This window comes from Streptomyces sp. NPDC085900 (genome assembly GCF_044540925.1).
GTDB lineage: Bacteria > Actinomycetota > Actinomycetes > Streptomycetales > Streptomycetaceae > Streptomyces > Streptomyces gilvifuscus.
In genome coordinates, this window is record NZ_JBITSP010000013.1 from 242,475 (window position 1) to 267,702 (window position 25,228).

At 70.7% G+C, this 25,228-nt stretch carries 25 protein-coding genes; 13 read left to right on the forward strand and 12 right to left on the reverse strand.

Annotated features, from left to right (window positions below; all coding sequences use genetic code 11):
* Positions 1–5 precede the first annotated feature (5 nt).
* Positions 6–548, forward strand: coding sequence for a carboxymuconolactone decarboxylase family protein (locus tag ACIGDI_RS36055; protein WP_399905839.1), 543 nt, complete (start codon positions 6–8; stop codon positions 546–548).
* 22 nt (positions 549–570) lie between these two features.
* On the opposite strand, the gene ACIGDI_RS36060 is transcribed toward ACIGDI_RS36055, so the two are convergent.
* The 3 genes from ACIGDI_RS36060 to ACIGDI_RS36070 all read right to left on the reverse strand — a co-directional run bounded on the left by ACIGDI_RS36060 (position 571) and on the right by ACIGDI_RS36070 (position 3,592).
* Complete coding sequence (locus ACIGDI_RS36060) at positions 571–2,058, reverse strand: glutamate synthase subunit beta (RefSeq protein ID WP_399905842.1); 1,488 nt, start codon at positions 2,056–2,058, stop codon at positions 571–573.
* Between the two features lie 195 nt (positions 2,059–2,253).
* Positions 2,254–2,733 carry a DUF1772 domain-containing protein gene (locus ACIGDI_RS36065; protein ID WP_399905845.1) on the reverse strand — a complete coding sequence of 160 codons (480 nt, stop codon included), beginning with the start codon at positions 2,731–2,733 and terminating at the stop codon, positions 2,254–2,256.
* A gap of 157 nt (positions 2,734–2,890) precedes the next feature.
* Positions 2,891–3,592, reverse strand: a complete 702-nt coding sequence (locus ACIGDI_RS36070; protein WP_399905848.1) for a DUF2293 domain-containing protein — start codon at positions 3,590–3,592, stop codon at positions 2,891–2,893.
* A 177-nt stretch (positions 3,593–3,769) separates the two neighbouring features.
* On the opposite strand from ACIGDI_RS36070, the gene ACIGDI_RS36075 reads away from it, so the two are divergent.
* From ACIGDI_RS36075 to ACIGDI_RS36085, 3 genes are all read left to right on the forward strand, one after another.
* Positions 3,770–4,411, forward strand: coding sequence for a uridine kinase (locus ACIGDI_RS36075; RefSeq protein WP_399905850.1), 642 nt, complete (start codon positions 3,770–3,772; stop codon positions 4,409–4,411).
* 63 nt (positions 4,412–4,474) lie between these two features.
* Positions 4,475–4,888: a PPOX class F420-dependent oxidoreductase gene (locus tag ACIGDI_RS36080; protein ID WP_399905853.1), complete on the forward strand. Its 414-nt coding sequence runs from the start codon at positions 4,475–4,477 to the stop codon at positions 4,886–4,888.
* A gap of 115 nt (positions 4,889–5,003) precedes the next feature.
* The gene (locus ACIGDI_RS36085) at positions 5,004–5,432 is read left to right on the forward strand and encodes a CBS domain-containing protein (RefSeq protein ID WP_399905856.1); all 429 of its coding nucleotides are present in this window, start codon (positions 5,004–5,006) and stop codon (positions 5,430–5,432) included.
* A 68-nt stretch (positions 5,433–5,500) separates the two neighbouring features.
* Here ACIGDI_RS36085 and ACIGDI_RS36090 read toward each other — a convergent pair whose 3' ends face one another.
* Positions 5,501–6,628 carry a magnesium and cobalt transport protein CorA gene (locus tag ACIGDI_RS36090; protein ID WP_399905859.1) on the reverse strand — a complete coding sequence of 376 codons (1,128 nt, stop codon included), beginning with the start codon at positions 6,626–6,628 and terminating at the stop codon, positions 5,501–5,503.
* A 459-nt stretch (positions 6,629–7,087) separates the two neighbouring features.
* Between ACIGDI_RS36090 and ACIGDI_RS36095 the strand changes: the two genes are divergently transcribed.
* Entirely contained in the window at positions 7,088–7,885 is a 798-nt protein-coding gene (locus ACIGDI_RS36095; RefSeq protein ID WP_399905862.1) for a methyltransferase, read from the forward strand.
* 60 nt (positions 7,886–7,945) lie between these two features.
* Here the strand turns inward: ACIGDI_RS36095 and ACIGDI_RS36100 are convergent, their stop codons facing one another.
* Positions 7,946–8,857: a carbohydrate kinase family protein gene (locus ACIGDI_RS36100; RefSeq protein ID WP_399905953.1), complete on the reverse strand. Its 912-nt coding sequence runs from the start codon at positions 8,855–8,857 to the stop codon at positions 7,946–7,948.
* 104 nt (positions 8,858–8,961) lie between these two features.
* On the reverse strand, positions 8,962–9,870 hold the full coding sequence (locus ACIGDI_RS36105) for a pseudouridine-5'-phosphate glycosidase (RefSeq protein WP_399905865.1): 909 nt from the start codon (positions 9,868–9,870) through the stop codon (positions 8,962–8,964).
* Positions 9,871–9,969: 99 nt separating this feature from the next.
* Here ACIGDI_RS36105 and ACIGDI_RS36110 point away from each other — a divergent pair, with 99 nt between their 5' ends.
* Positions 9,970–10,398 carry a VOC family protein gene (locus ACIGDI_RS36110; RefSeq protein WP_399905868.1) on the forward strand — a complete coding sequence of 143 codons (429 nt, stop codon included), beginning with the start codon at positions 9,970–9,972 and terminating at the stop codon, positions 10,396–10,398.
* An 80-nt stretch (positions 10,399–10,478) separates the two neighbouring features.
* Here ACIGDI_RS36110 and fdhA read toward each other — a convergent pair whose 3' ends face one another.
* The 3 genes from fdhA to ACIGDI_RS36125 form a co-directional block, all read right to left on the reverse strand.
* The gene (gene fdhA / locus ACIGDI_RS36115) at positions 10,479–11,705 is read right to left on the reverse strand and encodes a formaldehyde dehydrogenase, glutathione-independent (protein ID WP_399905871.1); all 1,227 of its coding nucleotides are present in this window, start codon (positions 11,703–11,705) and stop codon (positions 10,479–10,481) included.
* Between the two features lie 144 nt (positions 11,706–11,849).
* Positions 11,850–12,404, reverse strand: coding sequence for a methylated-DNA--[protein]-cysteine S-methyltransferase (locus ACIGDI_RS36120; protein ID WP_399905874.1), 555 nt, complete (start codon positions 12,402–12,404; stop codon positions 11,850–11,852).
* Positions 12,405–12,451: 47 nt separating this feature from the next.
* Positions 12,452–13,324, reverse strand: a complete 873-nt coding sequence (locus tag ACIGDI_RS36125; RefSeq protein ID WP_399905877.1) for a glycerophosphodiester phosphodiesterase family protein — start codon at positions 13,322–13,324, stop codon at positions 12,452–12,454.
* Positions 13,325–13,602: 278 nt separating this feature from the next.
* On the opposite strand from ACIGDI_RS36125, the gene ACIGDI_RS36130 reads away from it, so the two are divergent.
* From ACIGDI_RS36130 to aroQ, 7 genes are all read left to right on the forward strand, one after another.
* Complete coding sequence (locus ACIGDI_RS36130; RefSeq protein ID WP_399905880.1) at positions 13,603–14,466, forward strand: MHYT domain-containing protein; 864 nt, start codon at positions 13,603–13,605, stop codon at positions 14,464–14,466.
* Positions 14,467–14,506: 40 nt separating this feature from the next.
* A complete protein-coding gene (gene uvrB / locus ACIGDI_RS36135) occupies positions 14,507–16,645 on the forward strand; it encodes an excinuclease ABC subunit UvrB (protein ID WP_200704778.1) in 2,139 nt (712 codons plus the stop codon).
* Positions 16,646–16,802: 157 nt separating this feature from the next.
* The gene (locus ACIGDI_RS36140) at positions 16,803–17,381 is read left to right on the forward strand and encodes a TerD family protein (protein WP_351561769.1); all 579 of its coding nucleotides are present in this window, start codon (positions 16,803–16,805) and stop codon (positions 17,379–17,381) included.
* A gap of 52 nt (positions 17,382–17,433) precedes the next feature.
* Positions 17,434–19,401: a TerD family protein gene (locus ACIGDI_RS36145; RefSeq protein ID WP_399905884.1), complete on the forward strand. Its 1,968-nt coding sequence runs from the start codon at positions 17,434–17,436 to the stop codon at positions 19,399–19,401.
* Positions 19,402–19,628: 227 nt separating this feature from the next.
* Positions 19,629–20,630 (forward strand): TerC family protein, encoded by a 1,002-nt coding sequence (locus ACIGDI_RS36150; protein WP_399905887.1) that lies wholly within the window; start codon positions 19,629–19,631, stop codon positions 20,628–20,630.
* Between the two features lie 201 nt (positions 20,631–20,831).
* Positions 20,832–21,932, forward strand: coding sequence for a calcium:proton antiporter (locus ACIGDI_RS36155; protein WP_200704773.1), 1,101 nt, complete (start codon positions 20,832–20,834; stop codon positions 21,930–21,932).
* A 96-nt stretch (positions 21,933–22,028) separates the two neighbouring features.
* The gene (gene aroQ / locus ACIGDI_RS36160) at positions 22,029–22,502 is read left to right on the forward strand and encodes a type II 3-dehydroquinate dehydratase (RefSeq protein ID WP_272175572.1); all 474 of its coding nucleotides are present in this window, start codon (positions 22,029–22,031) and stop codon (positions 22,500–22,502) included.
* Between the two features lie 55 nt (positions 22,503–22,557).
* Here aroQ and ACIGDI_RS36165 read toward each other — a convergent pair whose 3' ends face one another.
* The 3 genes from ACIGDI_RS36165 to ACIGDI_RS36175 are packed head-to-tail and all read right to left on the reverse strand — an operon-like array spanning position 22,558 to position 25,105.
* Positions 22,558–23,310 (reverse strand): amino acid ABC transporter ATP-binding protein, encoded by a 753-nt coding sequence (locus ACIGDI_RS36165; protein ID WP_399905891.1) that lies wholly within the window; start codon positions 23,308–23,310, stop codon positions 22,558–22,560.
* On the reverse strand, positions 23,307–24,224 hold the full coding sequence (locus ACIGDI_RS36170) for an amino acid ABC transporter permease (RefSeq protein ID WP_399905894.1): 918 nt from the start codon (positions 24,222–24,224) through the stop codon (positions 23,307–23,309). The genes ACIGDI_RS36165 and ACIGDI_RS36170 overlap by 4 nt, the downstream gene beginning before the upstream one ends.
* Entirely contained in the window at positions 24,221–25,105 is an 885-nt protein-coding gene (locus ACIGDI_RS36175; protein ID WP_399905896.1) for an ABC transporter substrate-binding protein, read from the reverse strand. Before ACIGDI_RS36175 ends, ACIGDI_RS36170 begins: the two co-directional genes overlap by 4 nt.
* Between the last annotated feature and the right edge of the window lie 123 nt (positions 25,106–25,228).

Below are 25,228 nucleotides of genomic sequence, written 5' to 3' on the forward strand. Positions count from 1 at the left end.
ATCACATGACGACGCACACGACACGAACGACGCACGCGACGCACACCGCTTCCTCGACGGCTCCCGCCGGCCCGGCGGCCGCGGCCGGTTCGCCCCGCACGCGCCTCGACTTCGCGAAGTCCGCCCCGAAGGTCTTCCGCGCCCTGGTCGGTTTCGACGCCGCGGCCCGCGAGGGCCTCGACCCGGCGCTCGTCGAACTGGTCCAGATCCGTTCCTCACTCCTCAACCACTGCGCGTACTGCCTGCACATGCACACCAACGACGCCCGCAGGGCAGGGGAGAGCGAGGACCGGCTGCACATGGTCGCCGTCTGGCGCGAGGCCCGCCACTTCTTCACCGAGAAGGAGCAGGCCGCCCTCGCCCTGACGGAGGCGGTGACCCTCGTGTCCGACGGCGGCGTCCCCGACGACGTCTACGCCGAGGCCGCCGCCCACTTCGACGAGGAGGAACTCGCCCACGTACTGGCCCTGATCCTCACGATCAACACGTGGAACAGGGTGGCGCTGTCGACGGGCAAGGTGGCGGGGACGGACGAGCGACGCCGCTGAGGCCCCTCCGCTCGCCCTACGGCTACACCATCATCGGCCGGTCGAACGGCCCGATCGGCGCCGGCAGTTGTGAGCTCCCCGTCAGGTGCCGGTCCACGGCCGCCGCCACCGCCCGCCCCTCCGCGATCGCCCACACGATCAACGACTGCCCGCGAGCGGCGTCCCCGGCGGCGAACACGCCCGGCACACTCGTCGCGAACCCGGCGTCCCGCCTGATCGTCCCGCGCGGCTCCATCTGAAGCCCCAGCTGGTCGATCAGCCCGTCGCCCCGGTCCGGCCCGGAGAAGCCGAGCGCCAGCAGCACCAGGTCGGCGGGCAGTGTCCGCCCGGTGCCCGGCAACGGGCGCCGGGCCGCGTCGACCTCGACCAGATGCAGTGACCGCACATGCCCGCCCGCGTCCCCGGTGAAGCGGAGCGTGGACGCCGCGAACAGTCGCGCGTCCGCGCTCGCCGCCGGCGCCGTCCGGAGATCACGCGCCTCCTCGTGGGCGGCCGACAGCCGGTAGATCTTCGGGTACGTCGGCCACGGCTCGGCGTCCTCGTCCCGCTCGGCGCCCGGCTGCGCGTAGATGTCCAACTGGGTGACCGAGGCGGGCCGTTGACGCACCGCGGTGCCCAGGCAGTCGGCGCCGGTGTCACCGCCGCCGACGATGACGACATGCTTCCCGGCGGCGGACACCGGGGAGCTCTCGATGTCCCCCTCGCACACCCGGTTGGCCAGCGGAAGATACTCCATGGCCTGATGTATGCCGTCCAACTCGCGTCCCGGTACGGGCAGTTCGCGCCACGCCGTCGCCCCGGTGGCGATCACCACGGCGTCGTAGCGTGTGCGCAGCTCGGCCGCCCCGACATCCCGGCCGACCGCCGTCGACGTGCGGAACTTCGTCCCTTCGGCCCGCATCTGCTCGATCCGCCGCTCCAGATGGTGCTTCTCCATCTTGAACTCCGGGATGCCGTACCGCATCAACCCGCCGAGCCGGTCGTCCCGCTCGTACACCGCGACCGTGTGCCCGGCCCGCGTCAGCTGCTGTGCCGCCGCCAGCCCGGTCGGCCCCGAGCCGACCACCGCGACGGTCCGTCCGGAGAGCCGCTCCGGCGGCCGCGGCGGCGTCAGCCCCAGTTCCCAGGCCCGGTCGGCGATGGCCGCCTCGACGTTCTTGATGGTGACCGCGGGCTGGTTGATCGCCAGCACGCACCCCGCCTCGCAGGGCGCGGGACACAACCGCCCGGTGAACTCGGGGAAGTTGTTGGTGGCGTGCAGGCGGTCGGCCGCCTGCCGCCAGTCGTCCCGGCTGACCAGGTCGTTCCATTCCGGGATCAGGTTGCCGAGCGGACAGGCTTCGTGGCAGAACGGTACGCCGCAGTCCATGCAACGGTCTGCCTGCCGGTTGACGATCGGCAGCAACGCCCCGGGGACGTAGACCTCGTTCCAGTCCCGGACGCGCTCCTCGACCGGCCGGCGGGGCCATTCCTGCCGGGGCGTGGTCATGAAACCCTTGGGATCGGCCATGGCCGGTTTCCTTGCGTACGGGTACGGCGGCCGTGCGTCATCGGGCGGCACTCTTTCGGCCACGATACGACGGGTCGGCCAGTGGCGCAGAGTGGGCGGACAGCGCTTTCCGGCCGGCCTTCTCAGGAGCCGCCCAGCCCGTCCCGGAAACCTCTCAGGGCGTCCTCAGCTCACCCTCGCCCCCTCAGGGCGCACTCAGGTGATCGCCAGCACATACGCCACCGCCGCCCCGGCCGAGGCCACCGTCCGGACGTGGTTCCAGAACGTCCACTCGCGCACATACGACGGCCAGTAGTTCGCCGCCTCCGAGGTGCCCGGTTCCAGCCTGCCCAATATCTCGTTGCGCGGCACGTTCGCGACCATGGTCACCCCGAAGCAGCCGAACAGATACAGCGCGCTGCCCACCAGCAGCTCCGCCGTGCCGCTCTCGGGCCACAGCACGAACGTCACCACGCCGATCACCGCGCACAGCACCGCCGACCCCACGAAAAGGATCATGAACGCCGGCATCACCGCCGTCGTGTTGATCGCGTTCATCGCAGCCACCCCCTGCGCCGGCGGCAGCGTGGCCAGTGCCCTCATCACGAACGTCGAGAACCCGCAGAACACCCCGGCCACCAGACCGGTCCCCAGCACCCCCAGCACCGTCAGCCAGAAGTACGGTCCATCGATCACCACAACGTCAACTCCCCGTGTCGGCCGGTACCTCGCCCGGCGCCCCCGTCACCACAAGTCGAACCCCGTCCGAGCACCGGGACCATGGCCGAGGAACGCGGGCCCATGCGCGAGCGTCCAAGCCCACGGCACGGCCACCGGCCCCGCTCCCGATCCCTCAACCCGCCTCCGCACCCGCCCCCGCGGACCGCCAGCTCCGCAGCACCGTCTCCACCCCCGCCCTGATCCGCCGTCGCGCCTCGTGCCGCGGCACCCCGCTCATCAGCAGCTGGTCGTACGGCGTCTCCAGATGCCGCACGGACGCCGCCACCGCCGCGACCACGGCCCCCTCCGACAACGCCCGCCCGGCCGCGCTCCGGCCGACCCGCCCGCTGCCCCGCACCGACGCGTGACCGGCGACGGCCCGCGCCCGCTCCTCCGGACACCCGGGAAACAGCCGCCGAATCTCGGCCGCGAACGCCTCCGCGAACCGCACGTCCTCGGCGGCCCGCCGCCGCGCGTCCCGGGCCCGGCGCCGGCGCCGCGCCTCCGCGTCCGCCAGGCACCGCTCCTCGGCCCGGACCAGCCCCGCCTCCTCGACCAGGACGCCCTGCCGCTCGTAACGCGACTTCCGCCGGTTGAACCGCACGACGACCGCCGACAGCGTGCTCTCCTCCCGCGACCGCCGCGTCAACGCCGTGTCGCCGCGGGGCAGAAACACCAGATGCCCCAGGTCGGCGCAGTCCAGACAGCGTGGCGTTCCCTCCTCGAGCACGAGCATGGCGAGCGGCCCCGCCTGGCAGTCCGCGCAGTGGCGTCTCTTGAGCGGCTGGATCACGAGAAGTCCGGTGCGGGGCGGGGGAGTCGCGAGGTGCGCCATACATGTTTCCTTCCCCCGCCTCATCCACGGACCACTCCGATATCCCGCCCTTCGCACCACACCGGCGACGGCATCGACCGGCCCCGGGGAATGCCAGCGTGTTCCGGTGGGTTCGGTCCGCCGCGTCGGCGCAGGACTCCCGGGCCCGGACGCACGCCGACCGGTGCCTGACGCATCATGGGCCCTGTGCGACTCGAAGCGATCACCTGGGACCGGCTCGGCGACCTCCTGGCCGAGCGACTGCTCGACCTGAAGCCCGCCGACGGCAGCCCCTGGCCCCGTGTCGCCTTCGACGGCGCCCCGGCGGCCAGCCCGGGAGACCTCGCCGAACGCGTCGCCGCGTCCCTGCGCACACGCGGCCGCCCCTCGCTGGTCGTCGGCGCCCAGGGCTTCCTGCGCCCGGCCTCGGTCCGCCTCGAGTACGGCCGCCACGACGTGGAGGCCTACTACAACGGCTGGTTGGACACCGGCGCACTGTGGCGCGAGGTGTTCGGCCCCCTCGAACCCGGCGCCGACGGACGCGTCCTGCCCGACCTGTGGGACCCGACCACCGACCGGGCCACCCGCAGCGACTACGTCCGACTCCCGCCCGGCGGCTTCCTGTTGCTCCATGGCCCCCTCCTGCTGCGCCACTGGTTCCCCTTCGACCTGACCGTCCACGTCCTCCTCTCGCCCGGTGCCCTGCGCCGCCGCACCCCTGAGGCCGACCACTGGACACTCCCCGCCTACGAGCGCTACGAAGCCGAGACCGACCCGGCGGGCACGGCCGACGTGCTCGTACGCGCGGACGACCCTCGCCATCCGGCGTGGAGCGGGTGAGCGCGGAGCGCTTGCCCCGGCAAACCCCTTTTCTATGCACGCGCATTTAATTATCCTGGCCGCATGACGATCTCCTCCACGGATCCCGTCTCCTTCGGCGATCCCGTCCGCGCCCTCCTCGACGGCAAGAACTTCGCCAGCGTCGCTACGCTCGGCCCCGGCGGGGCTCCGCACAACTCGGTGGTGTGGATCAAGCGCGAAGGCGACACGGTGCTCTTCTCCTCCACCGACGGCCGCCAGAAGGTGCGCAACCTCCGCCGCGACCCCCGTGTCAGCCTCACCGTCTTCGACCTCGCCGACCCCTACACCTCGGTCGAGATCCGCGGCACCGCCGAGATCCTCCCCGACGAGGGCAAGCGCCTGCCGTACGAGCTCTCGCACAAGTACCTCGGCATCGACCCGCCCGCGGAGAAGGAGGACGAGGTCCGCGTGATCATCCGTGTCACGCCGCGCAGGATCGTGGGCTTCTCCGTCTGAGCGAGACCCGCCCGGCTGCGGATGCGGCCGTCATGGGCCGCGGCGAGAATGTAGGGCGCCGGTTTCCGCGGTGCGTCCCGTGCCGCGCCGGCCGCCCGGCATCGGGAGGTACTCCATGACCACCGCCGGAGACATCATGCACCGGGGCGCCCAGTGGATCCCCGCCCACGAGACCCTGGACCGCGCCGCTCAGCTCATGCGCGAGCTGAACGTCGGAGCCCTGCCCATCAGCGACCAGGACGAGCGGCTGTGCGGCATCCTCACCGACCGCGACATCGTCATCGGCTGCGTGGCCATGGGCCACGACCCGGCCAAGGTGACCGCCGGCGAGATGGCCAAGGGCACCCCGCGCTGGATCGACGCGGACGCCGATGTCGGAGACGTGCTGCGGGAGATGCGCGACCATCAGATCCGCCGGCTCCCCGTCATCGAGAACAAGCGGCTGGTCGGCATGATCAGCGAGGCCGACCTGGCCCAGCACCTGACGGAGGACCAGATCGCCGACTTCGCCCACGGCGTCTACGCCAGGACGACGACCGGCTGACCGCCGTACCCGCCGTACCCGCGTACCCGCCGTGCCGCCCCGCCCGGCCCGGCCCCGGGAGGGGGGCGTCACAGCCAGCCGTTGCGCCTGAACCCGCGGTAGAGGACCAGGCACGCCGCCGATATCACGGCTATGACCAGGGGGTAGCCGAACTTCCAGTGCAGCTCCGGCATGTACTGGAAGTTCATGCCGTACACCCCGCAGACCATCGTCGGTACGGCGATCACGGCGGCCCAGGCGGTTATCTTGCGCATGTCCTCGTTCTGCGCGACCGTGACCTGCGCGAGGTGCGCCTGCAGGATCGAGTTGAGCAGCTCGTCGAAGGAGGCGATCTGCTCCTTCGCCCGCATGAGGTGGTCGAGGACGTCTCGGAAGTACGCCTGTATCTCCGGGTCGACCACCCGGATCGGTCGTGTCGCGAGGTCCTCGACCGGGCGGGCGAGCGGCACCACCGCCCGCTTCAGTTCCAGGAGTTCGCGCTTCAGCTGGTAGATGCGCCCGGGGTCGGTCCGCGCGCCGCTCTCCGCGAACACGTCCGTCTCCACCTGGTCGATGTCCGCCTGTACCGCGTCCGTGACGTTCAGATAGTCGTCGACCACATGGTCCGCGATCGCGTGCAGCACCGCCGCCGGCCCCTTGGCCAGTTGCTGCGCGTCGGCCTCCAGCTCCTCGCGCAGGGGACCGAGGGAGCCGTGCATGCCGTGCCGGACGGTGATCACGAAGTCCTCGCCGACGAACACCATGATCTCGCCGGTGTTCACCACCTCGCTGGTCGCCGTCAACTGCTCGTGCTCGACGTAGCAGACCGTTTTGAACACCGCGAACAGCGTCTCGCCGTACCGCTCCAGCTTCGGACGCTGATGCGCCTCGACCGCGTCCTCCACCGCCAGCGGGTGCAGGTCGAACAGCTCGGCGATGCCCGCGAACTCCTCGTCCGTCGGCTCGTGCAGACCGAGCCAGACGAAGCCGTCCCGGTTCTTGCGCACACGTTCCACCGTGTCGACCAGATCGCTGCCACCCGGCACCCGCACACCGTCCCGGTAGCTCACGCAGTTCACCACCGAGGAGCCCAGGGGGGAGCGGGCCGGATGGCTCAGGTCGACGCGCGGGCGCCGTCGAGCCAGCCGTGCCACCTTGCGGAGGCCACCGACCCTGCCGAGGCTCGTGACCTTCCGCAGATTCCCTGCCATGGACATCTGGATCTCCTCGCGTGGATCTCCTCGTGCGTGACGCGCCGTTCGCGTCAGGAGCCCTCCAGCTCCGTCTGCTCGTTCGCGCTGCGCCGCATTCCTGCGTCGTGGCGCGCCAGTCTGCCAGGTCTTCGTGAGCGCCGGGTGAGCCTGTGGGAACAGTGGATTCCGCTTTGTTCCCGCCTGTGGACGAGGGGGTTCGCCTATGTGGACGACGGGAGGCGCCGACTGGTTCTCGCATTGTTTCCGGATGGTTCCCGGACGGACGCCGATGGGTGGCCGACCGGTTCGCCGAGAGCGGCCGATGGCCGGGGCGCTTCCTCCGCAGACGACATCGGCCGATGGCCGGGACGTTTCTTCCGTCGTCCGGCATCGGCCGAAGGCTCCGCGCCATTTCCGCCGTAGGAACGTGCGGTCGCCGCGTCGACCGCTCGTCGCAAGCCGGGCAACTGGGATGATCGCGGCATGACGCGATCCGACGGGTATCTCCTCGACAACCGGCAGAGCGAGGCGGCCGAGCGTTTCGACGCCTTCGCCAGGCTCTTCGACCCCACGACCTTCCGGCATCTCGAAGGGTTCGGCGTCGGCGCCGGCTGGCGCTGCTGGGAGGTCGGCGCCGGCGGCACCTCCGTGGTGTCCTGGCTGGCAAAGAAGGTCGGACCGACCGGGAAGGTCGTCGCCACCGACATCGACACCTCCCTCCTGGCCGCCGCCGCACGCCCCCCGGTGGACGTCCGCGTCCACGACGTCGGCGCCGAGGAACCGCCGGGGGAGGGGTTCGACCTGGTGCACGCCCGGCTCGTACTCGTCCACGTCCCCGACCGCGAACGTGCGTTGCGGTCGATGATCGCGGCCCTGCGCCCGGGCGGCCGCCTCCTGATCGAGGACGCCGACCCTGCCCTGCAGCCCCTGGTCTGCCCCGACGAACACGGCCCCGAGCAGCGCCTCGCCAACCGTCTGCGGCAAGGCTTCCGCCAACTCCTCGCCGACCGCGGCGCCGACCTCTCCTACGGCCGCCGCCTGCCCCGACTGCTGCGCGAGGCGGGCCTGCGCCAGGTCGAGGCCGACGCCTACTTCCCGCTCGCCTCACCCGCCTGCGCGGCCCTGGAGTCCGCCACGATCCGCCAGATCCGCGGCAGGCTCGTCGACGCCGGACTCGCCACGGACGAGGACATCGAGAACCATCTCGCCAATGTGGCCGCCGGGGGAATGGACCTGGCCACGGCTCCGATGATCTCTGCGTGGGGGCGCCGGGCGGCGTAGAGGTGCGGAGGGCCGGGAGATCCGCGGACCGATTACACGAAGCCCGACCGTGGCGTCCGCTCAGTCCCTCCCCGGCGGCCTCCCGCCGACCCGCTCGACGGCCTGCGCCCCGGCCCTGCACCCTTCCCGCGCCGCGTCCTCCGGCTCCGCGCCCGCGACCAGCGCGGCGAGGAAGGCGCCGGTGAACGCGTCACCGGCTCCCGTGGTGTCGGTGGGAGTCGCCGGTACGGCGGGGACATGGGCGGACACCGCACCGGAGCGGGCCACCAAAGCACCGTCCCGGCCCTGCTTGGTCACCACCAGCGGCACGTGCCGGCTCAGCTTCGCGGCCGCGTCCGACGCGTCGGAGAGCCCGGTGAGCAGGCACGCCTCGTCCCGGCTCGGCAGCAGCAGGTCCAGTCCGTCGACGAGGCCCAGGAAACGGTCCACTCCGAGCCGCGCGAGGAACCCCGCCGACGCGGGGTCCAGGCTCACCGGTACACCCCGCGCGCGTGCCGCCCTCAGCGCGACCGCGACCAACGCGCGGCTTGGCTCGGAGAACAGCAGATAGCCCGACAGGTGCAGTCGGGCCACGCCGTCCAGCAGCGTGTCCGACCAGTCGTCGGGCTCCAGGCGCAGGGATGCCCCGCTGTCGGTCAGGAACGTCCGCTCGGCCGCGTCGCCCGTGTCCACCAGGCAGATCACCGTCCCCGTGGCCGCCTGCGGATCGACGACGAGCCGCGGTCGCACGCCGCACGCGGTCAGCTCCCGCTCGTGCCAGTCCGCCGCGTCCGCGCCGACCCGACCGAGCAGCCGCACCTCAGGGCAGCCCCAATGTGCCGCCCAGCAGGCGACATTGGCGCCGGCGCCACCCGGCACCGTGCGGATCGTGGCAGCCGTGTCGGTCCCCGGCGCCAGCGGCCCGCCGTGCCGGGCGACGACGTCCGTGATCACGTCACCGACGACCAGCAGAGCACCGCCCGCCGAGGTCATCACCGCCCGCGCACCGTCGGACCCGGCCCCCGCCGCCCGCGGACCGTCGAATCCGGCCCCCGCCGCCCGCGCACCGTCGGATCCGGCCCCCTCCGGCGTCGTCGTCACGCTCCAGCCCAGGCCGCCGCGATCCGAGCCGCGAGCCTCACGTTGCCGCGCACCGCTGCCAGATTGGCGCTGAGCGAGGCGCCGTCGGTGTGCCGCACCAGATAGTCGAGCAGGAACGGCGTGACGGCCTGCCCGGTGACACCCTCAGCCTCGCACGCGTGCAGCGCGTCGGCCAGCACACGCGCGTGCAACTCGGGATCGAGCTGCTCCTCCTCGGGCACGGGATTGGCGACGATCAGCGCAGACTCCGGTCCGTCGAGCGCGTCCTGGGCCCGCATGACGTCCGCCACCTGCCCGGGACTCTCCAACGTCCACTCCACCGGATGCCCCGAGTCGGACAGATAGAAGCCGGGGAAGCGGTCCGTGCCATATCCGGCCACGGCGACGCCCAGCGTCTCCAGACGCTGCAGGGTCGCCGGCACGTCCAGGATCGACTTCACACCCGCGCACACCACGGTGATCCGCGTCCGCGCCAGCAGCCCCAGGTCGGCCGACTCGTCCTGCGTCACCGTCCACTCCCGGTGCACCCCGCCGAGGCCACCCGTGGCGAACACCCGCACTCCCGCCAGCGCCGCCAGCAGAGCCGTGGCCGACACCGTGGTCGCCCCGCTGGCCCCCGAAGCCACCGCGAGGGGCAGATCGCGGTGGCCCAGCTTGCGGATGCCGTCCTCGTTCGCGACCCGCTCCAACTGCTCCTTGTCGAGGCCGACATGGGGCCGCCCGTCCAGCACGGCGATCGTCGCCGGAACGGCGCCCTCCCGTCGTACGACGTCCTCCAGCTCCAGCGCCACCTGCAGATTCCGCGGACGCGGAAGCCCGTGCGCGATGATCGTGGACTCCAGGGCCACCACCGGTCGACGCGCGTCGACCGCCTCGCGTACTTCCTCCGACACCACCAGCACCACGAGCCCGCCTCCTGTCGTTCGTTCTTCCCTCATCTCTGGCGAGCGGCGTGCCCGGTCAAACCCTTGCGGTCGGTCGAGGACGACACCAGCCTGGGGTGCATGACGGACAACACGGCACGTCTCGACCACGTCGTCCTCTGGGTACGCGACCCCGTGGCCTCGGCCGGCTTCTACGAGAAGACCGTCGGCATGGAAACAGTGCGGCTCACCGACTTCGCCGAGGGCAGCGCGCCCTTCCCTTCGGTACGGCTCAACGAGGACACCATCCTCGATCTCATGCCGCTCACCATGGCGGAGCGGATGCGGATGCTCCCGGGAGCCGTGGAGAGCTCGGGGCACCCGGTCAACCACGTCTGCCTGGCCATGCCCGCCGAGGACTTCGATGAACTGCGCGGCCGACTCCAGGAGAGCTCGGTGCCCGTGTCGGACATCGACCACGACTCGTTCGGCGCCCGCGGAAAGGCCAGGCGCAGCTTCTACTTCCGTGACCCCGACGGGAACGTCTTCGAGGCCCGGCACTACGACTAGCGGACCGCGACCGGGGGGAGCGGAGGGCGATGCCCACGCGCGCGTGGCCGTGACGTGGGCACCGTCCCTCTCGCCGGTCCTCAGACGCGCTGCACGCCGTCCAGCACCCCGTGCGGATTCAGCACGTACTTGCGGCTGGCGCCCTGGTCGAACTCGGCGTAGCCGCGCGGCGCGTCCTCGAGACCGATGACGGTCGCGTTGACCGCCTTGGCGATGTGCACGCGCTCGTGCAGGATCGCCCGCATCAGATTCCGGTGGTACTTCATCACCGGGCACTGCCCGGTCGTGAAGCGGTGGCTCTTGGCCCAGCCGAGGCCCAGCCGCACCTTCAGCGTCCCCGACTTCGCGTCCTCGTCGACCCCGCCGGGGTCGTCCGTGACGTAGAGCCCCGGAATGCCCAGGGCGCCGCCCGCCTGGGTGATCGACATCAGTGAGTTGAGGACCGTGGCCGGCGCCTCCTGGGCGTCCGGGCCGTGGGCCCGGGCCTCGAAGCCGACGGCGTCGACCGCCGCGTCCACCTCGGGCTCGCCGAGGATCTGCTCGATCTGCTCCCCGATGTCGCCCTGCGACACGTCGACGGTCTCGCAGCCGAAGCTCCTCGCCTGGGCGAGGCGTTCGGTGTTGAGGTCGCCGACGATGACCACGGCTGCACCCAGCAACTGCGCCGACGCGGCCGCCGCCAGACCGACCGGACCGGCCCCGGCGACGTAGACCGTCGAGCCGACGCCCGCGCCCGCGGTCACCGCGCCGTGGAACCCCGTTGGGAAGATGTCCGACAGCATGGTGAGGTCGAGCAGCTTCTCGCGGGCCTCGTCCCGGTCCGGGAACTTCAGCAGGTTGAAGTCCGCGTACGGGACCATGGCGTACTCCGCCTGACCGCCGACCCAGCCGCCCATGTCGACATAGCCGTAGGCCGCTCCCGGGCGGGCCGGGTTGACGTTCAGACAGATGCCGGTCTTGCGCTCCTTGCAGTTGCGGCACCGCCCGCAGGCGATGTTGAACGGTACGGAGACGATGTCGCCGACGTCGATGAACTCGACGTCCGGACCCCGTTCGACGACCTCTCCGGTGATCTCGTGTCCGAGGACCAGCCCCTCGGGCGCGGTCGTCCGCCCGCGCACCATGTGCTGGTCGCTGCCACAGATGTTGGTGGCGAGCACCTTGAGGATCACCCCGTGCCGGCACTTCCGGCCGACGTTCTCGGGCGCGACCCCCGGCCCGTCCTTCACTTCAAGCGTCGGGTAGTCGATGGTCTGGACTTCCACCGCGCCCGGCTTGAGATACGCGACTGCCCTGTTTCCGCTCATGCGTGATCGCCGTCCCTTCGGCTTCCGAGCCCTCGGATGCCAGTGGCTGTGCGCATGTTCGAGTCTGCTCCCGCCGTACCCACCCGGCCACCCTGTGCGTGCGCCTTTCGGGCGGCCGAACCGGTCGCTTCAGGGAGGGGCGGATCAGAACAGCGGTTCGGGCAGCACACCCTCCAGGGCGAGCAGTTTCCGCTTGGTCTCCAGCCCGCCGCCGAACCCGCCGATGCCTCCGTCGCTCTCCACGACCCGGTGGCAGGGCACCACGACCGGCAGCGGATTGGAGCCCATCGCCACCCCCACGGCCTGCGCCGCGCCCGGCTGCCCCACTCGCCCGGCCAGGTCGCCGTAGCCGACGACGGCGCCGTAGGGCACGCCGGACGCCAGCTCGCGCAGCACCTGCCGGTTGAAGCCGGAGATCAGCGACCAGTCCAGCGGCAGGTCGAAGTCGTGCCGCTGGCCAGCGAAGTAGGCCTCCACCTGTCGTATCGCCTCGGCCAGCAGGGGCGAGTCCGGTGCCTCGACGGGCTCGCCGCCCAGCCGCGACCGGAGCCGCTCGAGCGCCTTGTCGCGCACCGCGTCCGTGGCGTGGAACACGACGTTGACCAGACCCTCGCGGGTCGCGGCGAGCAGCAGCGGACCGATCCCGGTGCCGACCACCGCCCACACGACCTGCTGTTCGTACCGCCCATCGCTGTCCATGCGCCCACCGTACGACCAGGCACTGACAACGCCCGCCCGGCCGCCGTTCAGGGCGACTGGAGTGCCGCCTGGACGACGTCGGGCTTGTTGGTGATGACACCGTCCACCCCGTACCGCGCCGCCCGACGGGCGGCGCCGGCGTCGTCGACGGTCCAGGCGAAGACCGACAGCGGCCTGCCGTGCGGCCCCGTGAACGCGTGCACCGTGGAGACGTAGCCCGTCGAGACCGAACCGAGGGAGGGGTTGATCCCGTCGGTGAACTGCGCGTACCCGGGCAGGTGGGCCACGGTCGGCGCACCGAGGTAGGCCGTCCTGACCGCGGGCTTCAGGTCGTGGACGATCTTCAGGCTGTCCGCGCTGAAGCTCTGCACGACCAGCCGGCCGGCCAGGTGCCGGTGGTCCAGCCAGCCGTCGTTGCCCAGCAGCTTCAGGATCTGCCGTTCGATGCCCGGGTACAGCTCCGGGTTCTTGATCTCGAGCAGCAGCTTCTCGTGATTGCGCTCGACCCGGCGCATGTACTGCTCCAGCGTCGGCACGCGCGTGCCCGCGTACCGGGGCGCGAACCAGGAGCCCGCGTCCAGGCGGGCGATCTCGGGCGCGGTGAAGTCCTTCACCTTCCACGGCGCACGGTTCGGGAAGACGTCCTCCACATCGGTCGTCCGCCGCAGGCTGTCGTCGTGGAGGACGACGAGCTCGCCGTCCTTGGTGCGCTGCACGTCGTTCTCGACCCAGGAGAAGCCCATCCGGGCCGCCTTGTCGATGGCGGCCAGGGTGTTCTCCGGCGCGTATGCGGAGGCGCCCCGGTGCGCGATGACCAGGGGCGGCTCGCCGTCGCCCGCCCGGGCGTCGGAACCGGGCAGCAGGAAGGCGGCGACCCCCAGCAGCGCGGTGACGATGGCGGCAACTGCGCGCGCGTACATACGCACTCCTCGCGTCGAGCGATCACGAACAGCTCAACTGTGACAGCAGTGAGTCAGCGCCGGCGGGGTACACAATGGCCACACATTGAATGGAGTTGCCCAAGTCCGCTCACCGGTGCCGCACAACTGGGGCAACGACGTGTTTCTTTGCCGGAAAATCGTTCGACCGTTCCGGTGGGGGTCATACTCTCTGCCTCAGCCCTGACCGCTCGGCCGGTCGGGGGAGGGGGCGCAATCAAGTAGTTCCGGTACGCAAAGGGCGGGAAGGGCAGCCGCGCATGCAAGGCACGGTCGACGGATTCAGCTACGGACTCGTCACACCGCTGGTGGCCTACCTCATGGCCTGCCTGGGTGGCGCCCTCGGCCTGCGCTGCACCACCAGATCCATGCTCGTTACACACTCCTCGCGCCCGGCCTGGCTCGCCCTGGGCTCGGCGGCGATCGGCTCCGGCATATGGACCATGCACTTCGTCGCGATGATGGGGTTCACGGTCAGACAGGCGCCCATCCACTACGACAAGGCGATGACGTTCGCCAGCCTGGGCGTCGCCATCGTGATGGTGGGCGTGGGGATCTTCATCGTCGGATATCGCGGGGCCAGGGGGACGGCCCTCTTCACAGGCGGAACGATCACCGGCCTCGGCATCGCGTCCATGCACTACCTGGGCATGGCCGCCATGCGCCTGAACGGAAAGCTGGAGTACAACACCTTCACGGTCGCCGCGTCCGTCGTCATCGCGATGTGCGCCGCCACCGCCGCCCTGTGGGCCGCGGGACAGGTCCGCGGGTTCCTGTGGAGCGTGGGCGCGAGCCTCGTCATGGGTCTCGCCGTCAGCGGCATGCACTACACGGGCATGGCCGCCCTCACCGTCCACCTCCACGGCACGTCCGCCCCCACGTCCGGCGAGACGCCCGCGGCCCTGTTGTGGCCGATGCTGATCGGACCGCTCGCTTTCCTCCTGATCGCCGCCGTGGTGGTGATGTTCGACCCGCTGATGGTCATGGGCAAGCCCGACTGGAGTCCCGTCGAGCACAAGCCGGGCGTCCCGGCCCATCCCTCCGTCCACCACCCGGCCCACCACCCCCACCGTCCGGTCCGGCCCCTGGGCCGCCGCGCCTCCCGTACCCCGCAGAACCGCTGATCGGACCGCTTTGTCAGTGGGGGGTCGTACGGTTGATGCCATGCGGCCCGTTTCCAACATCGAACGCACGGTGGCGCCCTTCGAGGTCGTCAGCCCCTACCAGCCCAGCGGCGACCAGCCGGCGGCCATCGCCGACCTGGCCAAGCGCATCGAGGCCGGTGAGAAGGACGTCGTACTGCTCGGCGCGACCGGCACCGGCAAGTCCGCCACCACCGCGTGGATGATCGAGAAGCTCCAGCGCCCCACCCTCGTGATGGCGCCGAACAAGACGCTGGCCGCCCAGCTGGCGAACGAGTTCCGCGAGCTGCTCCCGAACAACGCCGTCGAGTACTTCGTCTCGTACTACGACTACTACCAGCCCGAGGCCTACGTCCCCCAGTCGGACACCTACATCGAGAAGGACTCCTCGATCAACGAGGAGGTCGAGCGCCTGCGCCACTCCGCGACGAACTCGCTGCTCACCCGCCGCGACGTCGTCGTGGTCGCCTCGGTGTCCTGCATCTACGGCCTCGGTACGCCGCAGGAGTACGTGGACCGCATGGTCCCCCTCCGGGTCGGCGACGAGATCGACCGCGACGATCTGCTGCGCCGCTTCGTGGACATCCAGTACACGCGCAACGACCTGGCGTTCACCCGCGGCACCTTCCGGGTCCGCGGCGACACGATCGAGATCTTCCCGGTCTACGAGGAGCTCGCGGTCCGCATCGAGATGTTCGGCGACGAGATCGAGGCCCTCTCCACGCTCCACCCGCTCACCGGCGAGATCATCAGCGACGACCGGCAGCTGTACGTCTTCCCGGCCTCCCACTACGTCGCGGGCCCCGAGCGCCTGGAGCGGGCCGTCAACGACATCGAGAAGGAGCTCGGCGAGCGCCTGGCCGAGCTGGAGAAGCAGGGCAAGCTCCTGGAGGCCCAGCGTCTGCGGATGCGCACGACGTACGACATCGAGATGCTCCGCCAGATCGGCTCCTGCTCCGGCGTCGAGAACTACTCGATGCACTTCGACGGACGCTCGCCCGGCTCCCCGCCGAACACCCTGCTGGACTACTTCCCCGACGACTTCCTCCTGGTCATCGACGAGTCGCACGTCACCGTCCCGCAGATCGGCGCCATGTACGAGGGCGACGCCTCCCGTAAGCGCACCCTCGTCGACCACGGCTTCCGCCTGCCCTCGGCCCTCGACAACCGCCCGCTGAAGTGGGAGGAGTTCCAGGAGCGCATCGGGCAGACGGTGTACCTGTCGGCGACCCCGGGCAAGTACGAGCTCTCCCGTGGAGACGGCGTCGTCGAGCAGATCATCCGCCCCACCGGCCTCGTCGACCCGGAGGTCGTCGTCAAGCCCACCGAGGGGCAGATCGACGACCTGGTGCACGAGATCCGCACGCGTACGGAGAAGGACGAGCGCGTCCTGGTCACCACGCTCACCAAGAAGATGGCCGAGGACCTCACGGACTACTTCCTGGAGCTCGGCATCCAGGTGCGCTACCTGCACAGCGACGTCGACACCCTGCGCCGTGTCGAGCTGCTGCGCGAACTGCGCTCCGGCGAGTTCGACGTCCTGGTCGGCATCAACCTCCTCCGTGAGGGACTCGACCTGCCCGAGGTGTCCCTGGTGGCGATCCTCGACGCCGACAAGGAGGGCTTCCTGCGGTCCGGCACCTCCCTGATCCAGACCATCGGCCGCGCGGCGCGCAACGTCTCCGGCGAGGTCCACATGTACGCCGACAAGATCACCCCGGCGATGGAGAAGGCCATCGAGGAGACCAACCGCCGCCGGGAGAAGCAGGTCGCCTACAACAAGGAGCGGGGCATCGACCCCCAGCCGCTCCGCAAGAAGATCAACGACATCGTGGCGCAGATCGCCCGCGAGGACGTCGACACGGAGCAGCTGCTCGGCTCCGGCTACCGCAAGTCCAAGGACGGCAAGGGCGCCAAGGCTCCCGTGCCCGCGCTCGGCGGCAAGGCTGCCGGCGGTGCCAAGTCCGCCAAGGGCAAGGCCAGGGAGACGGTCCCGACCGACCGTCCCGCGGCCGATCTCGCCGAGCAGATCGAGGAGATGACGGCGCGTATGCGCGCCGCCGCGGCGGACCTGCAGTTCGAGATCGCCGCCCGACTGCGCGACGAGGTCTCCGAGATGAAGAAGGAACTGCGCCAGATGAAGGAGGCGGGACTGGCCTGACCTCGCCGGTCCTCCCCGTGCCCCGGCCCTCCGACTGTGTTGCAAGACCGACACAAAGCGGGAGCCGGGGTACGGCACTGTCGGTCCCCCTGCGTAGGGTTCTGCTCAACCGCGGACTCCGCGGCAACAGGGGACAGCTCGAGAGGGGAATCAGCGCGTGACCGTCAACATGACCAAGGGTCAGGCCATCAGTCTGCAGAAGAACGACGGGGGCAGCCTGACCGCGGTGCGCATGGGTCTCGGCTGGCAGGCGGCTCCCCGGCGCGGCCTGTTCGGTTCGCGTACGCGGGAGATCGACCTGGACGCCTCGGCCGTCCTGTTCGCCGACAAGCAGCCCGTGGACGTCGTCTTCTTCCGCCACCTCGTGAGCGACGACGGCTCCGTGCGCCACACCGGTGACAACCTCGTCGGCGGTGTCGGCCAGGGCGGCGACGACGAGGCCATCCTCGTCGACCTCGCGCGCGTCCCGGTCCACATCGACCAGATCGTCTTCACCGTGAACTCCTTCACGGGACAGACCTTCCAGGAGGTGCAGAACGCCTTCTGCCGCCTCGTCGACGAGACCAACGGCCAGGAGCTGGCCCGCTACACGCTCGCGGGCGGCGGTGCCTACACGGCCCAGATCATGGCGAAGGTGCACCGCTCGGGCGCGGGCTGGACGATGACGGCCATCGGCGCCCCGGCCAACGGCCGCACCTTCCAGGACCTGATGCCGACGATCCTGCCGGTCCTGTAGGACCACCCGAAGAGCGACACACGGCACACCGGCGACACAGGGGGACGAGGCGATGGCGGCCGAGCTGGTGCGGGGGCAGAACCACCCGCTCTCCCAGGCCCGACTCGAGATCCGGGTCTCGGCCGGTGCGCCGGTCGTGGCCTCGGCCACGCTCGGCGACGAGAACGGCAAGGCGCGGAGCACCGAGTGGGTCGCCCACCCGGGTGCGCCGACCCTGCCGGGCCTGGAGGTCTCCCGGCAGGCGGCCGCCGACCACCGTCTCGCGGTGGACCTGGACGCCATGCCGGAGGCCGTCCACCGGGTCAACGTCCTGCTCGCGCTGCCCACGGCGGGCGGCGCGGGCCCGGCCCGCTTCGGCGCCGTGGCCGCCCCCTTCGTCGCCGTCACCGGCCTCGACGGCACCGAGGTCGCCACGTACACGATCACCGGTCTGGACGCCGAGTCGGCCGTCGTGGCCCTGGAGCTCTACCGCCGGCAGGGCGCCTGGAAGGTGCGCGCCGTCGGGCAGGGGTACGCCGGGGGTCTCGCCGAACTCCTCACCGACCAGGGCCTGCCCGAGGCCCACCACCTCGCGGGCCACATCGACGAGGCGGTCGCCCAGAGCCTGGCCCGCTCGGTCCAGGCACCTCCGCAGCGGACCGCGGACGGCGACCGTACGCGGCAGGCCGCGGGACCGCAGGCCTCTCCCTACGGCCCGCAGAGCACGCCCGCGTCCGGCGCCGCGCAGCCCACGGTGCCGCAGGGCCTCACGCCCCCGGACTCCTCGGCGCTCACCGAGCCGTCCGCGCCCACCGTCTCCGGCCCCATCGACTACAGCCACCCGGGCCGCAGGCCCGCCGCACCCCCGCCGCCCGCCCCGACGGCGCCCCCGGCCCCTCCGGGACAGCCGGCGCAGCCCGTCGCGGGCGACGCGACCGGCTGGTCCATGGACGAGCGGCTCTACAACCAGGTCTGGGGCATGTTCGAGGACCTGGCCCGTACGACCGCCGCGTACCGCAGCGCCGTCGACTTCGCCGACTCCCGTATGGAGAAGGAGCTCGACCGGGCCCTGTCCGACCCGCGCAGCAGGATCGGCGGACAGGGCGACGCCGCGCGGGAAGCGGCGCAGGCCAAGCACGCGCACCTCGTCGACCAGGCCCGGGCGGCCCTGGACCGCGACCTCGCCCAGCTTTCCGCCGAGGCCGACGTCGTCGAGCCCGCGCTGCCGCCCGCGTACGCGCGCTGGGACAACCCCGTGTGGCACGGCTACCGGGTGCCGATGGAGCTCCCGATGGCCGTCCGCGTGGGCGATCTGCATCTGCCGGAGAGCGGGCTGCTGCGCATCCCGATGCTGGTGCGGCTGCCGTTGGAACGAGGTCTGTGGATCGACAGCGGACGCTCCGAGTTGTTCGACGAGTCGTTCGCCGACGGCGTGGGACTGGGGCACCTCGCCATGGAGACGGCGGTCGCGCTCGCGGCGCGTCTGCTGGCCGTCTATCCGGCCGGCGAGTTCAGCGTGCACGTCGTCGATCCGGCGGGCTCGGGCGCGCAGGCCCTCGCACCGCTGGTGCGCACCGGTGTGCTCGCGGCCCCGCCCGCGCTGGGAGCCGCCGGTGTGGCGGACGTCCTCGGCCGTCTCACCGAGCGCGTCGACCTGGTGCAGATGGCGGTGCGCGGCGGCGCCCCCGACGCGCTGCCGCCGGGCTTCGACACGTCGGAGCAGCTGCTGATCGTCAACGACTTCCCGCACGGCTTCGACGACCGGGCCGTGAACCAGCTGCGCTACCTCGCGGACGAGGGCCCCGCCGTCGGTGTCCACCTGATGATGGTCGCGGACCGGGAGGAGGCCTCGAGCTACGGGCCGTTGCTCGACCCCCTGTGGCGTTCGTTGCTGCGACTGACGCCGGTGCCCGACGACCACCTCGCCGACCCGTGGGTCGGCCACGCCTGGACGTACGAGCCCGCGCTCGTACCGCCCGGGAGCCAGGTCCTCCAGCAGGTGCTCACTCTGGTGGCGGCAGCCCGTACCAAGTACCCGTAAAGCAGCACTGAGCTGCTGCTTTGACCTTTCTTTTGCCAATCACTTTACCTTTCCTTGGTGATTGGGGTACGGTTGTTCCCACGGAGGGGAGTACTCCCTGTCGACTGCGGCGTACCCGTCAATACGGATCCGATCGGATCCCGGGGCGCCGGCCCACCGTGGGTGGAAGAGACCTCCGGCAGCGCGACGACGCTGGTAATTGGCCGTTCCGTCCTGCCGGAGGCGCAGTGGATGTTTCCGTGAACCTGTGGGTTCTGACCATCGTGGGCCTTGCCGCCCTGATCGCGGTCGACTTCTTCATCGGCCGCAAACCGCACGACGTGTCGATCAAGGAAGCGGGGATCTGGACGATCGTCTGGATCGCCCTCGCCGGGCTCTTCGGACTCGGTCTGTTCGTCTTCGCGGGCGGACAGCCCGCCGGCGAGTTCTTCGCGGGCTTCATCACCGAGAAGTCGCTGAGCGTCGACAATCTCTTCGTCTTCGTCCTGATCATGGCGAAGTTCGCCGTGCCCTCGCAGTACCAGCAGCGGGTCCTGCTGATCGGCGTCCTGATAGCCCTGGTCCTGCGGGCGATCTTCATCGCCGCGGGTGCCGCGATCCTCGCGAGTTTCTCGTGGGTGTTCTACCTCTTCGGCGCCTTCCTGATCTGGACCGCCTGGAAGCTCATCCAGGAGGCCCGGGCCGACGAGGAGGAAGAGGAGTTCGAGGAGAACAAGCTCCTCAAGGCCGCCGAGCGCCGCTTCGGCGTGGCCGACCGCTACCACGGCACCAGGCTGTGGATCCAGCAGAACGGCAAGCGGGTCATGACCCCGATGCTGGTCGTGATGCTGGCGATCGGCACCACGGACGTCCTCTTCGCCCTCGACTCGATCCCGGCGATCTTCGGCCTGACGCAGGACCCGTACATCGTCTTCACCGCCAACGCCTTCGCCCTGATGGGCCTCAGGCAGCTGTACTTCCTCATCGGTGGCCTGCTCAGGAAGCTGGTCCACCTCAGCTACGGCCTGTCGATCATCCTGGGCTTCATCGGCGTCAAGCTGGTGCTGCACGCCCTGCACGAGTCCGGCGTCCACGTCCCGGAGATCTCCATACCGGTCTCCCTCGGCGTGATCTGCACGGTCCTGATCGTCACCACGATCACCAGCCTGCGGGCCTCCAAGAAGCAGACGGCGGCCGAGGCGGCGCGGACCGGGAGCGAAGGCGCTCCGAAGGACGACGTCCAGGTCTGAGCACGACCGACGTAAGAGCAACCAGCACCGGGAGCGAGACAGGATGAATTGCAAGATATCGCTCCCGGTGCCGCGTTGGTCGCCAGGCGATCCCGCCCCGGGAGGGCCGTGGCCCGGTGGAGGAACCCGTGGTCACATGACACGATCCGGGCCCTGTACCACCGGAATGCGGGGCCCCAGCCCCTCTGCGAGGATCGCTCCATGATCGCTCGGCTCAGGTCGCTCACCACCCAGTGGACGTCTCTCGTGCCGGTTCTGGCGGTCGTCCTGCTGATTTTCACCTGGGGGCGTGACCTCCCCGGCGTGGTCGTCGCGCTGGTGACCCTGGTCCTCGCGGGGGCCGTGCTGGCCGCCGTCCATCACGCCGAGGTGGTCGCCCACCGGGTCGGCGAACCCTTCGGCTCCCTCGTCCTCGCGGTCGCCGTCACGATCATCGAGGTCGCCCTCATCGTCACCTTGATGGCGGACGGCGGCGACAAGGGCTCGACCCTGGCCAGGGACACGGTCTTCGCGGCCGTGATGATCACGTGCAACGGCATCGTCGGCCTCAGTCTGCTCGTCGCCTCGCTTCGGCACGGCACCGCCGTGTTCAACCCCGAGGGCACCGGCGCCGCCCTGGCGACCGTCGCGACCCTGGCCACGCTCAGCCTGGTCCTGCCGACGTTCACCACGAGCAAGCCCGGCCCGGAGTTCTCCGCCATCCAGCTCACCTTCGCCGCGATCTCCTCCCTGATCCTCTACGGCCTGTTCGTCGCGACCCAGACGGTGCGCCACCGCGACTACTTCCTGCCCATCACCCGCCAGGGCGACGTGATCACCGCCGACGACCACGCAGACGCACCCACCGCCCGCACCGCCTGGATCAGCCTGAGCCTGCTCGGCCTCGCACTGATCGGCGTGGTCGGCCTGGCCAAGGGCGTGTCCCCGACGATCGAGTCCGGTGTGGAGGCCGCCGGGCTGCCCCATGCCGTCGTCGGCGTGATCATCGCCCTCCTGGTGCTGCTGCCCGAGACCATCGCCGCGCTGCGCTCCGCCCGCCGCGACCGCGTGCAGACCAGCCTGAACCTCGCGCTCGGCTCGGCCATGGCCAGCATCGGCCTGACCATCCCCGCCGTCGCCCTGGCCTCGGTCTGGCTCTCCGGCCCGCTCGTCCTCGGACTGGGCGCCACCCACATGGTGCTGCTCACCCTGACCGTGGTGGTGGCCTCCCTGACGGTGGTGCCCGGACGGGCCACGCCGTTGCAGGGAGGCGTGCATCTCGTGCTGTTCGCGGCCTACTTGGAGCTGGCGATCAACCCGTAGAAACGTCCCGGCAGACCCGCTCCCGGGACGCCGTGATAGACCGGGTCCGAACAGCGGTCCAGGTGGATCGCCTCATCCGACCGGACCGGAGGAACCGTGCCCCGCACCCTGGCCAACGCCCCGATCATGATCCTCAACGGGCCCAACCTGAACCTGCTCGGCCAGCGGCAGCCCGAGATCTACGGCAAGGACACCCTGGCCGACGTGGAGGCCCTGTGCGCCAAGGCCGCGGCCGCGCACGGCGGCACGGTGGACTTCCGGCAGTCCAACCACGAGGGCGAGCTGGTCGACTGGATCCACGAGGCACGGCTGAACCACTGCGGGATCGTCATCAACCCCGGCGCCTACTCCCACACGTCCGTGGCAATCCTGGACGCACTCAACACCTGTGACGGACTGCCCGTGCTGGAGGTCCACATCTCCAACATCCACAAGCGTGAGTCCTTCCGGCACCACTCCTACGTGTCGCTGCGCGCCGACGGCGTCATCGCCGGCTGTGGTGTCCAGGGATACGTCTTCGGCGTGGAGCGGGTGGCGGCACTGGCGGGTCCCGCGCAGGCCGAGGCGTAACGAACGCTCCCGGCGTAACTCCCGCTCGCCAGGAGGGCGCCCCTTACAGCCCTCCTTACAGCCGCCCCGCCTCGACGATCCGTCGCAGGAAACGCCGTGTGCGTTCCTGCTGCGGGTCGCCGAAGACCTGCTCGGCCGTACCACGCTCCAGGACCACACCCCCGTCCAGAAAACAGACCTGGTCGGCGACGTCCCGGGCGAAGCCCATCTCGTGCGTCGCCAGCACCATGGTCATCCCGTCGTCCTTCAGGTCGCGCACGACGGTGAGCACCTCGCCGACGAGCTCCGGGTCGAGCGCGGCGGTGATCTCGTCGAGCAGCAGCAGCCGGGGCCGCACGGCGAGGGCGCGCACGATGGCCACACGCTGCTGCTGGCCGCCGCTCAGCCGGTCCGGGTAAGCGTGGGCCTTCTCGCCGAGCCCGAGCCGCTCCAGCAGCTCTCCGGCACGCTCCTCGGCCTCCTCGCGGGACGCGCCGTGGACCCGCCGCGGGGCAAGGGTGATGTTCTCCAGCACGGTCATGTGCGGAAACAGGTTGTACGCCTGGAAGACCACGCCGATACGGCGCCGTACAGCGTCCTGGTCGACGCGCGGGTCCGTGATCTCCTCGCCGTCCAGCCAGATCGCGCCGTCGTCGATCTCCTCCAGCAGGTTCGCGCACCGCAGCAGCGTCGACTTGCCCGAACCAGAGGCACCGATCAGCGCGGTCACCGTGTGCGGGGCGACCTCCAGGTCGACGTCCCGCAGCACCACGGAGCCGCCGAAGGTCTTGCGCACGGACTCCATGCGCAGCACGGGGGCGTCGCTCATACCGCTCCTCCTTGGGCGCGCTGCCGGTCCATCCGCGCCGTCACCCAGTCCGTGAAGCGCGTCATGGGGATCGTCAGCGCCACGAAGACCAGACCCGCGACGATGTACGACGTGTAGTTCATGCTGCGCTGCGCGATGATGTCGGCCGCGCGCACGGCGTCGATCGCGCCGCCGATCGACACCAGACCGGTGTCCTTCTGGAGGGACACGAGGTCGTTCAGCAGGGGCGGCACCTGACGGCGTACGGCCTGGGGGAGGACCACGTACCGCAGCGCCTGCCGGTTGGTCAGGCCCAGGGAGCGGGCCGCGGCCCGCTGCGAGGGATGGACGGACTCGATGCCGGCGCGGAACACCTCGGCGACGTAGGCCGAGTACGTCAGCGTCAGCGCCGTACCGCCGAGCAGCACCGGGTCGACCGTCACGCCCTGGAGCCGCAGCGCGGGCACGCCGAAGATCACGATCATCAGGTTGATGATCAGCGGCAGACCGCGGAAGAAGTCCGTGTACGCGGCCGCGAGCACCCGCAGCGGGAAGAACACCGGCCCGGGCAGGGTGCGCGCGATGGCGATCAGCATGCCCAGTACCAGCACCAGCACGCCGCAGATCAGCAGCAACCGGACGTTGAGCCACAGCCCTTCGAGGACCTTGGGCAAGGCCTCGCGCGCGTAGTGCGCGTCGAAGAAGGTCTCCTTGGTGCGCGGCCAGCCGGGCGCGTTGACGACGACCACGTACAGCACGACGGCCGTTACGAGGGTGGACAGGGCGGCGATGGCGGTCGCGCGGCGGGCCCGGGCACGCTTGTGGCGCTCCCGGTCCAGACGCCGCTCCGAGGGGACGTACGCGTCGTCCGCGCCCGGCGTGCCGCCCCCGCCGTCCGCGCCCTCCCGGCCCGAGTCGTCCTTCAGGAGCGTCACTTGAGCACCGGAGCGTCGACGGCGTCGGACAGCCACTGCTTCTCCAGCTTCGCCAGCGTGCCGTCCTTGCGCAGGGCGTCCACGGCCGACGACACGCACGACGTGAGGGCGCTGCCCTTGTCGAGGACGAGCCCGAACTGCTCGGGCGTGGTGCCCTGGTTCTCGAACTGGCCGACGATCCTGGCGTTGGTCACCTGGGCCGCGGTGACGTAGAACGCGGTCGGCAGATCGGTGACGATCGCGTCGACCTGGCGGTTCTTGAGGGCGGAGACGGCCTGGTCGTTCTTGGAGTACACGGCCGCCTGCTGCGACGGCTTCACCACGTCGCTGATGTAGTTCAGGCTGGTCGTGCCGACCTGGGCGCCCAGCTTGAGGCCCTTGAGGTCCGCGATGCCGGTCGCCTTGGCGGCCTTGCTGCCCTTGAGCGCGATGACGGCCTGACGCACGTCGTAGTAGCCGGACGAGAAGTCAACGGCCTTCTTGCGCTCGGCGCTGATCGACACCTGGTTGATGTCGAAGTCGAAGGTCTTCTCGCCGGGAGCGAAGGCCTTGTTGAAGGGGACGCTCTGCCAGACGACCGCGCTCTTGCCGTACCCGAGCTGCTGGGCGACGGCGTAGGCGACCGCCGACTCGAAGCCCTTGCCGTTGGCCGGCTTGTCGTCCTTGAACCAGGGCTCGTACGCGGGCTCGTCGGTGGCGATCGTCAGCCTGCCGGAGGTCTTGGTGGCCAACTTGCCCTTGGCGCAAGTGCTGCCGGTCGATCCCGAGGCGTTGTCGCTCGCCTTCTCCTCCGGCTGCGGCGCGCAGCCGGCGGCCGTGGCGAGCAGGGCGATGGATGCCGCGGCGACGGCGCGGCGCAGTGCGCGAGGGGCGAGGTGCATGGCGGGAGATTGACAGCCCGACGTCTCGTTTGTCGAGGTCACGTCGGCAACTGTCCGCATACTGGGAACGGGTGTTGCATTCCTGTGAACACGCTCCGGCCGCACGCGCTGGAACGCCGGGGC

What these genes read in the sequence shown, in the direction of transcription:
- ACIGDI_RS36055 (WP_399905839.1), top strand. Translation starts at nt 6, where the DNA reads ATGACGACGCACACGACACGAACGACGCACGCGACGCACACCGCTTCC.
- ACIGDI_RS36060 (WP_399905842.1), bottom strand. Translation starts at nt 2,058, where the DNA reads ATGGCCGATCCCAAGGGTTTCATGACCACGCCCCGGCAGGAATGGCCC.
- ACIGDI_RS36070 (WP_399905848.1), bottom strand. Translation starts at nt 3,592, where the DNA reads ATGGCGCACCTCGCGACTCCCCCGCCCCGCACCGGACTTCTCGTGATC.
- ACIGDI_RS36075 (WP_399905850.1), top strand. Translation starts at nt 3,770, where the DNA reads ATGGGCCCTGTGCGACTCGAAGCGATCACCTGGGACCGGCTCGGCGAC.
- ACIGDI_RS36080 (WP_399905853.1), top strand. Translation starts at nt 4,475, where the DNA reads ATGACGATCTCCTCCACGGATCCCGTCTCCTTCGGCGATCCCGTCCGC.
- ACIGDI_RS36085 (WP_399905856.1), top strand. Translation starts at nt 5,004, where the DNA reads ATGACCACCGCCGGAGACATCATGCACCGGGGCGCCCAGTGGATCCCC.
- ACIGDI_RS36090 (WP_399905859.1), bottom strand. Translation starts at nt 6,628, where the DNA reads ATGTCCATGGCAGGGAATCTGCGGAAGGTCACGAGCCTCGGCAGGGTC.
- ACIGDI_RS36095 (WP_399905862.1), top strand. Translation starts at nt 7,088, where the DNA reads ATGACGCGATCCGACGGGTATCTCCTCGACAACCGGCAGAGCGAGGCG.
- ACIGDI_RS36100 (WP_399905953.1), bottom strand. Translation starts at nt 8,857, where the DNA reads ATGACCTCGGCGGGCGGTGCTCTGCTGGTCGTCGGTGACGTGATCACG.
- ACIGDI_RS36110 (WP_399905868.1), top strand. Translation starts at nt 9,970, where the DNA reads ATGACGGACAACACGGCACGTCTCGACCACGTCGTCCTCTGGGTACGC.
- fdhA (WP_399905871.1), bottom strand. Translation starts at nt 11,705, where the DNA reads ATGAGCGGAAACAGGGCAGTCGCGTATCTCAAGCCGGGCGCGGTGGAA.
- ACIGDI_RS36120 (WP_399905874.1), bottom strand. Translation starts at nt 12,404, where the DNA reads ATGGACAGCGATGGGCGGTACGAACAGCAGGTCGTGTGGGCGGTGGTC.
- ACIGDI_RS36125 (WP_399905877.1), bottom strand. Translation starts at nt 13,324, where the DNA reads ATGTACGCGCGCGCAGTTGCCGCCATCGTCACCGCGCTGCTGGGGGTC.
- ACIGDI_RS36130 (WP_399905880.1), top strand. Translation starts at nt 13,603, where the DNA reads ATGCAAGGCACGGTCGACGGATTCAGCTACGGACTCGTCACACCGCTG.
- uvrB (WP_200704778.1), top strand. Translation starts at nt 14,507, where the DNA reads ATGCGGCCCGTTTCCAACATCGAACGCACGGTGGCGCCCTTCGAGGTC.
- ACIGDI_RS36145 (WP_399905884.1), top strand. Translation starts at nt 17,434, where the DNA reads ATGGCGGCCGAGCTGGTGCGGGGGCAGAACCACCCGCTCTCCCAGGCC.
- ACIGDI_RS36155 (WP_200704773.1), top strand. Translation starts at nt 20,832, where the DNA reads ATGATCGCTCGGCTCAGGTCGCTCACCACCCAGTGGACGTCTCTCGTG.
- ACIGDI_RS36165 (WP_399905891.1), bottom strand. Translation starts at nt 23,310, where the DNA reads ATGAGCGACGCCCCCGTGCTGCGCATGGAGTCCGTGCGCAAGACCTTC.
- ACIGDI_RS36175 (WP_399905896.1), bottom strand. Translation starts at nt 25,105, where the DNA reads ATGCACCTCGCCCCTCGCGCACTGCGCCGCGCCGTCGCCGCGGCATCC.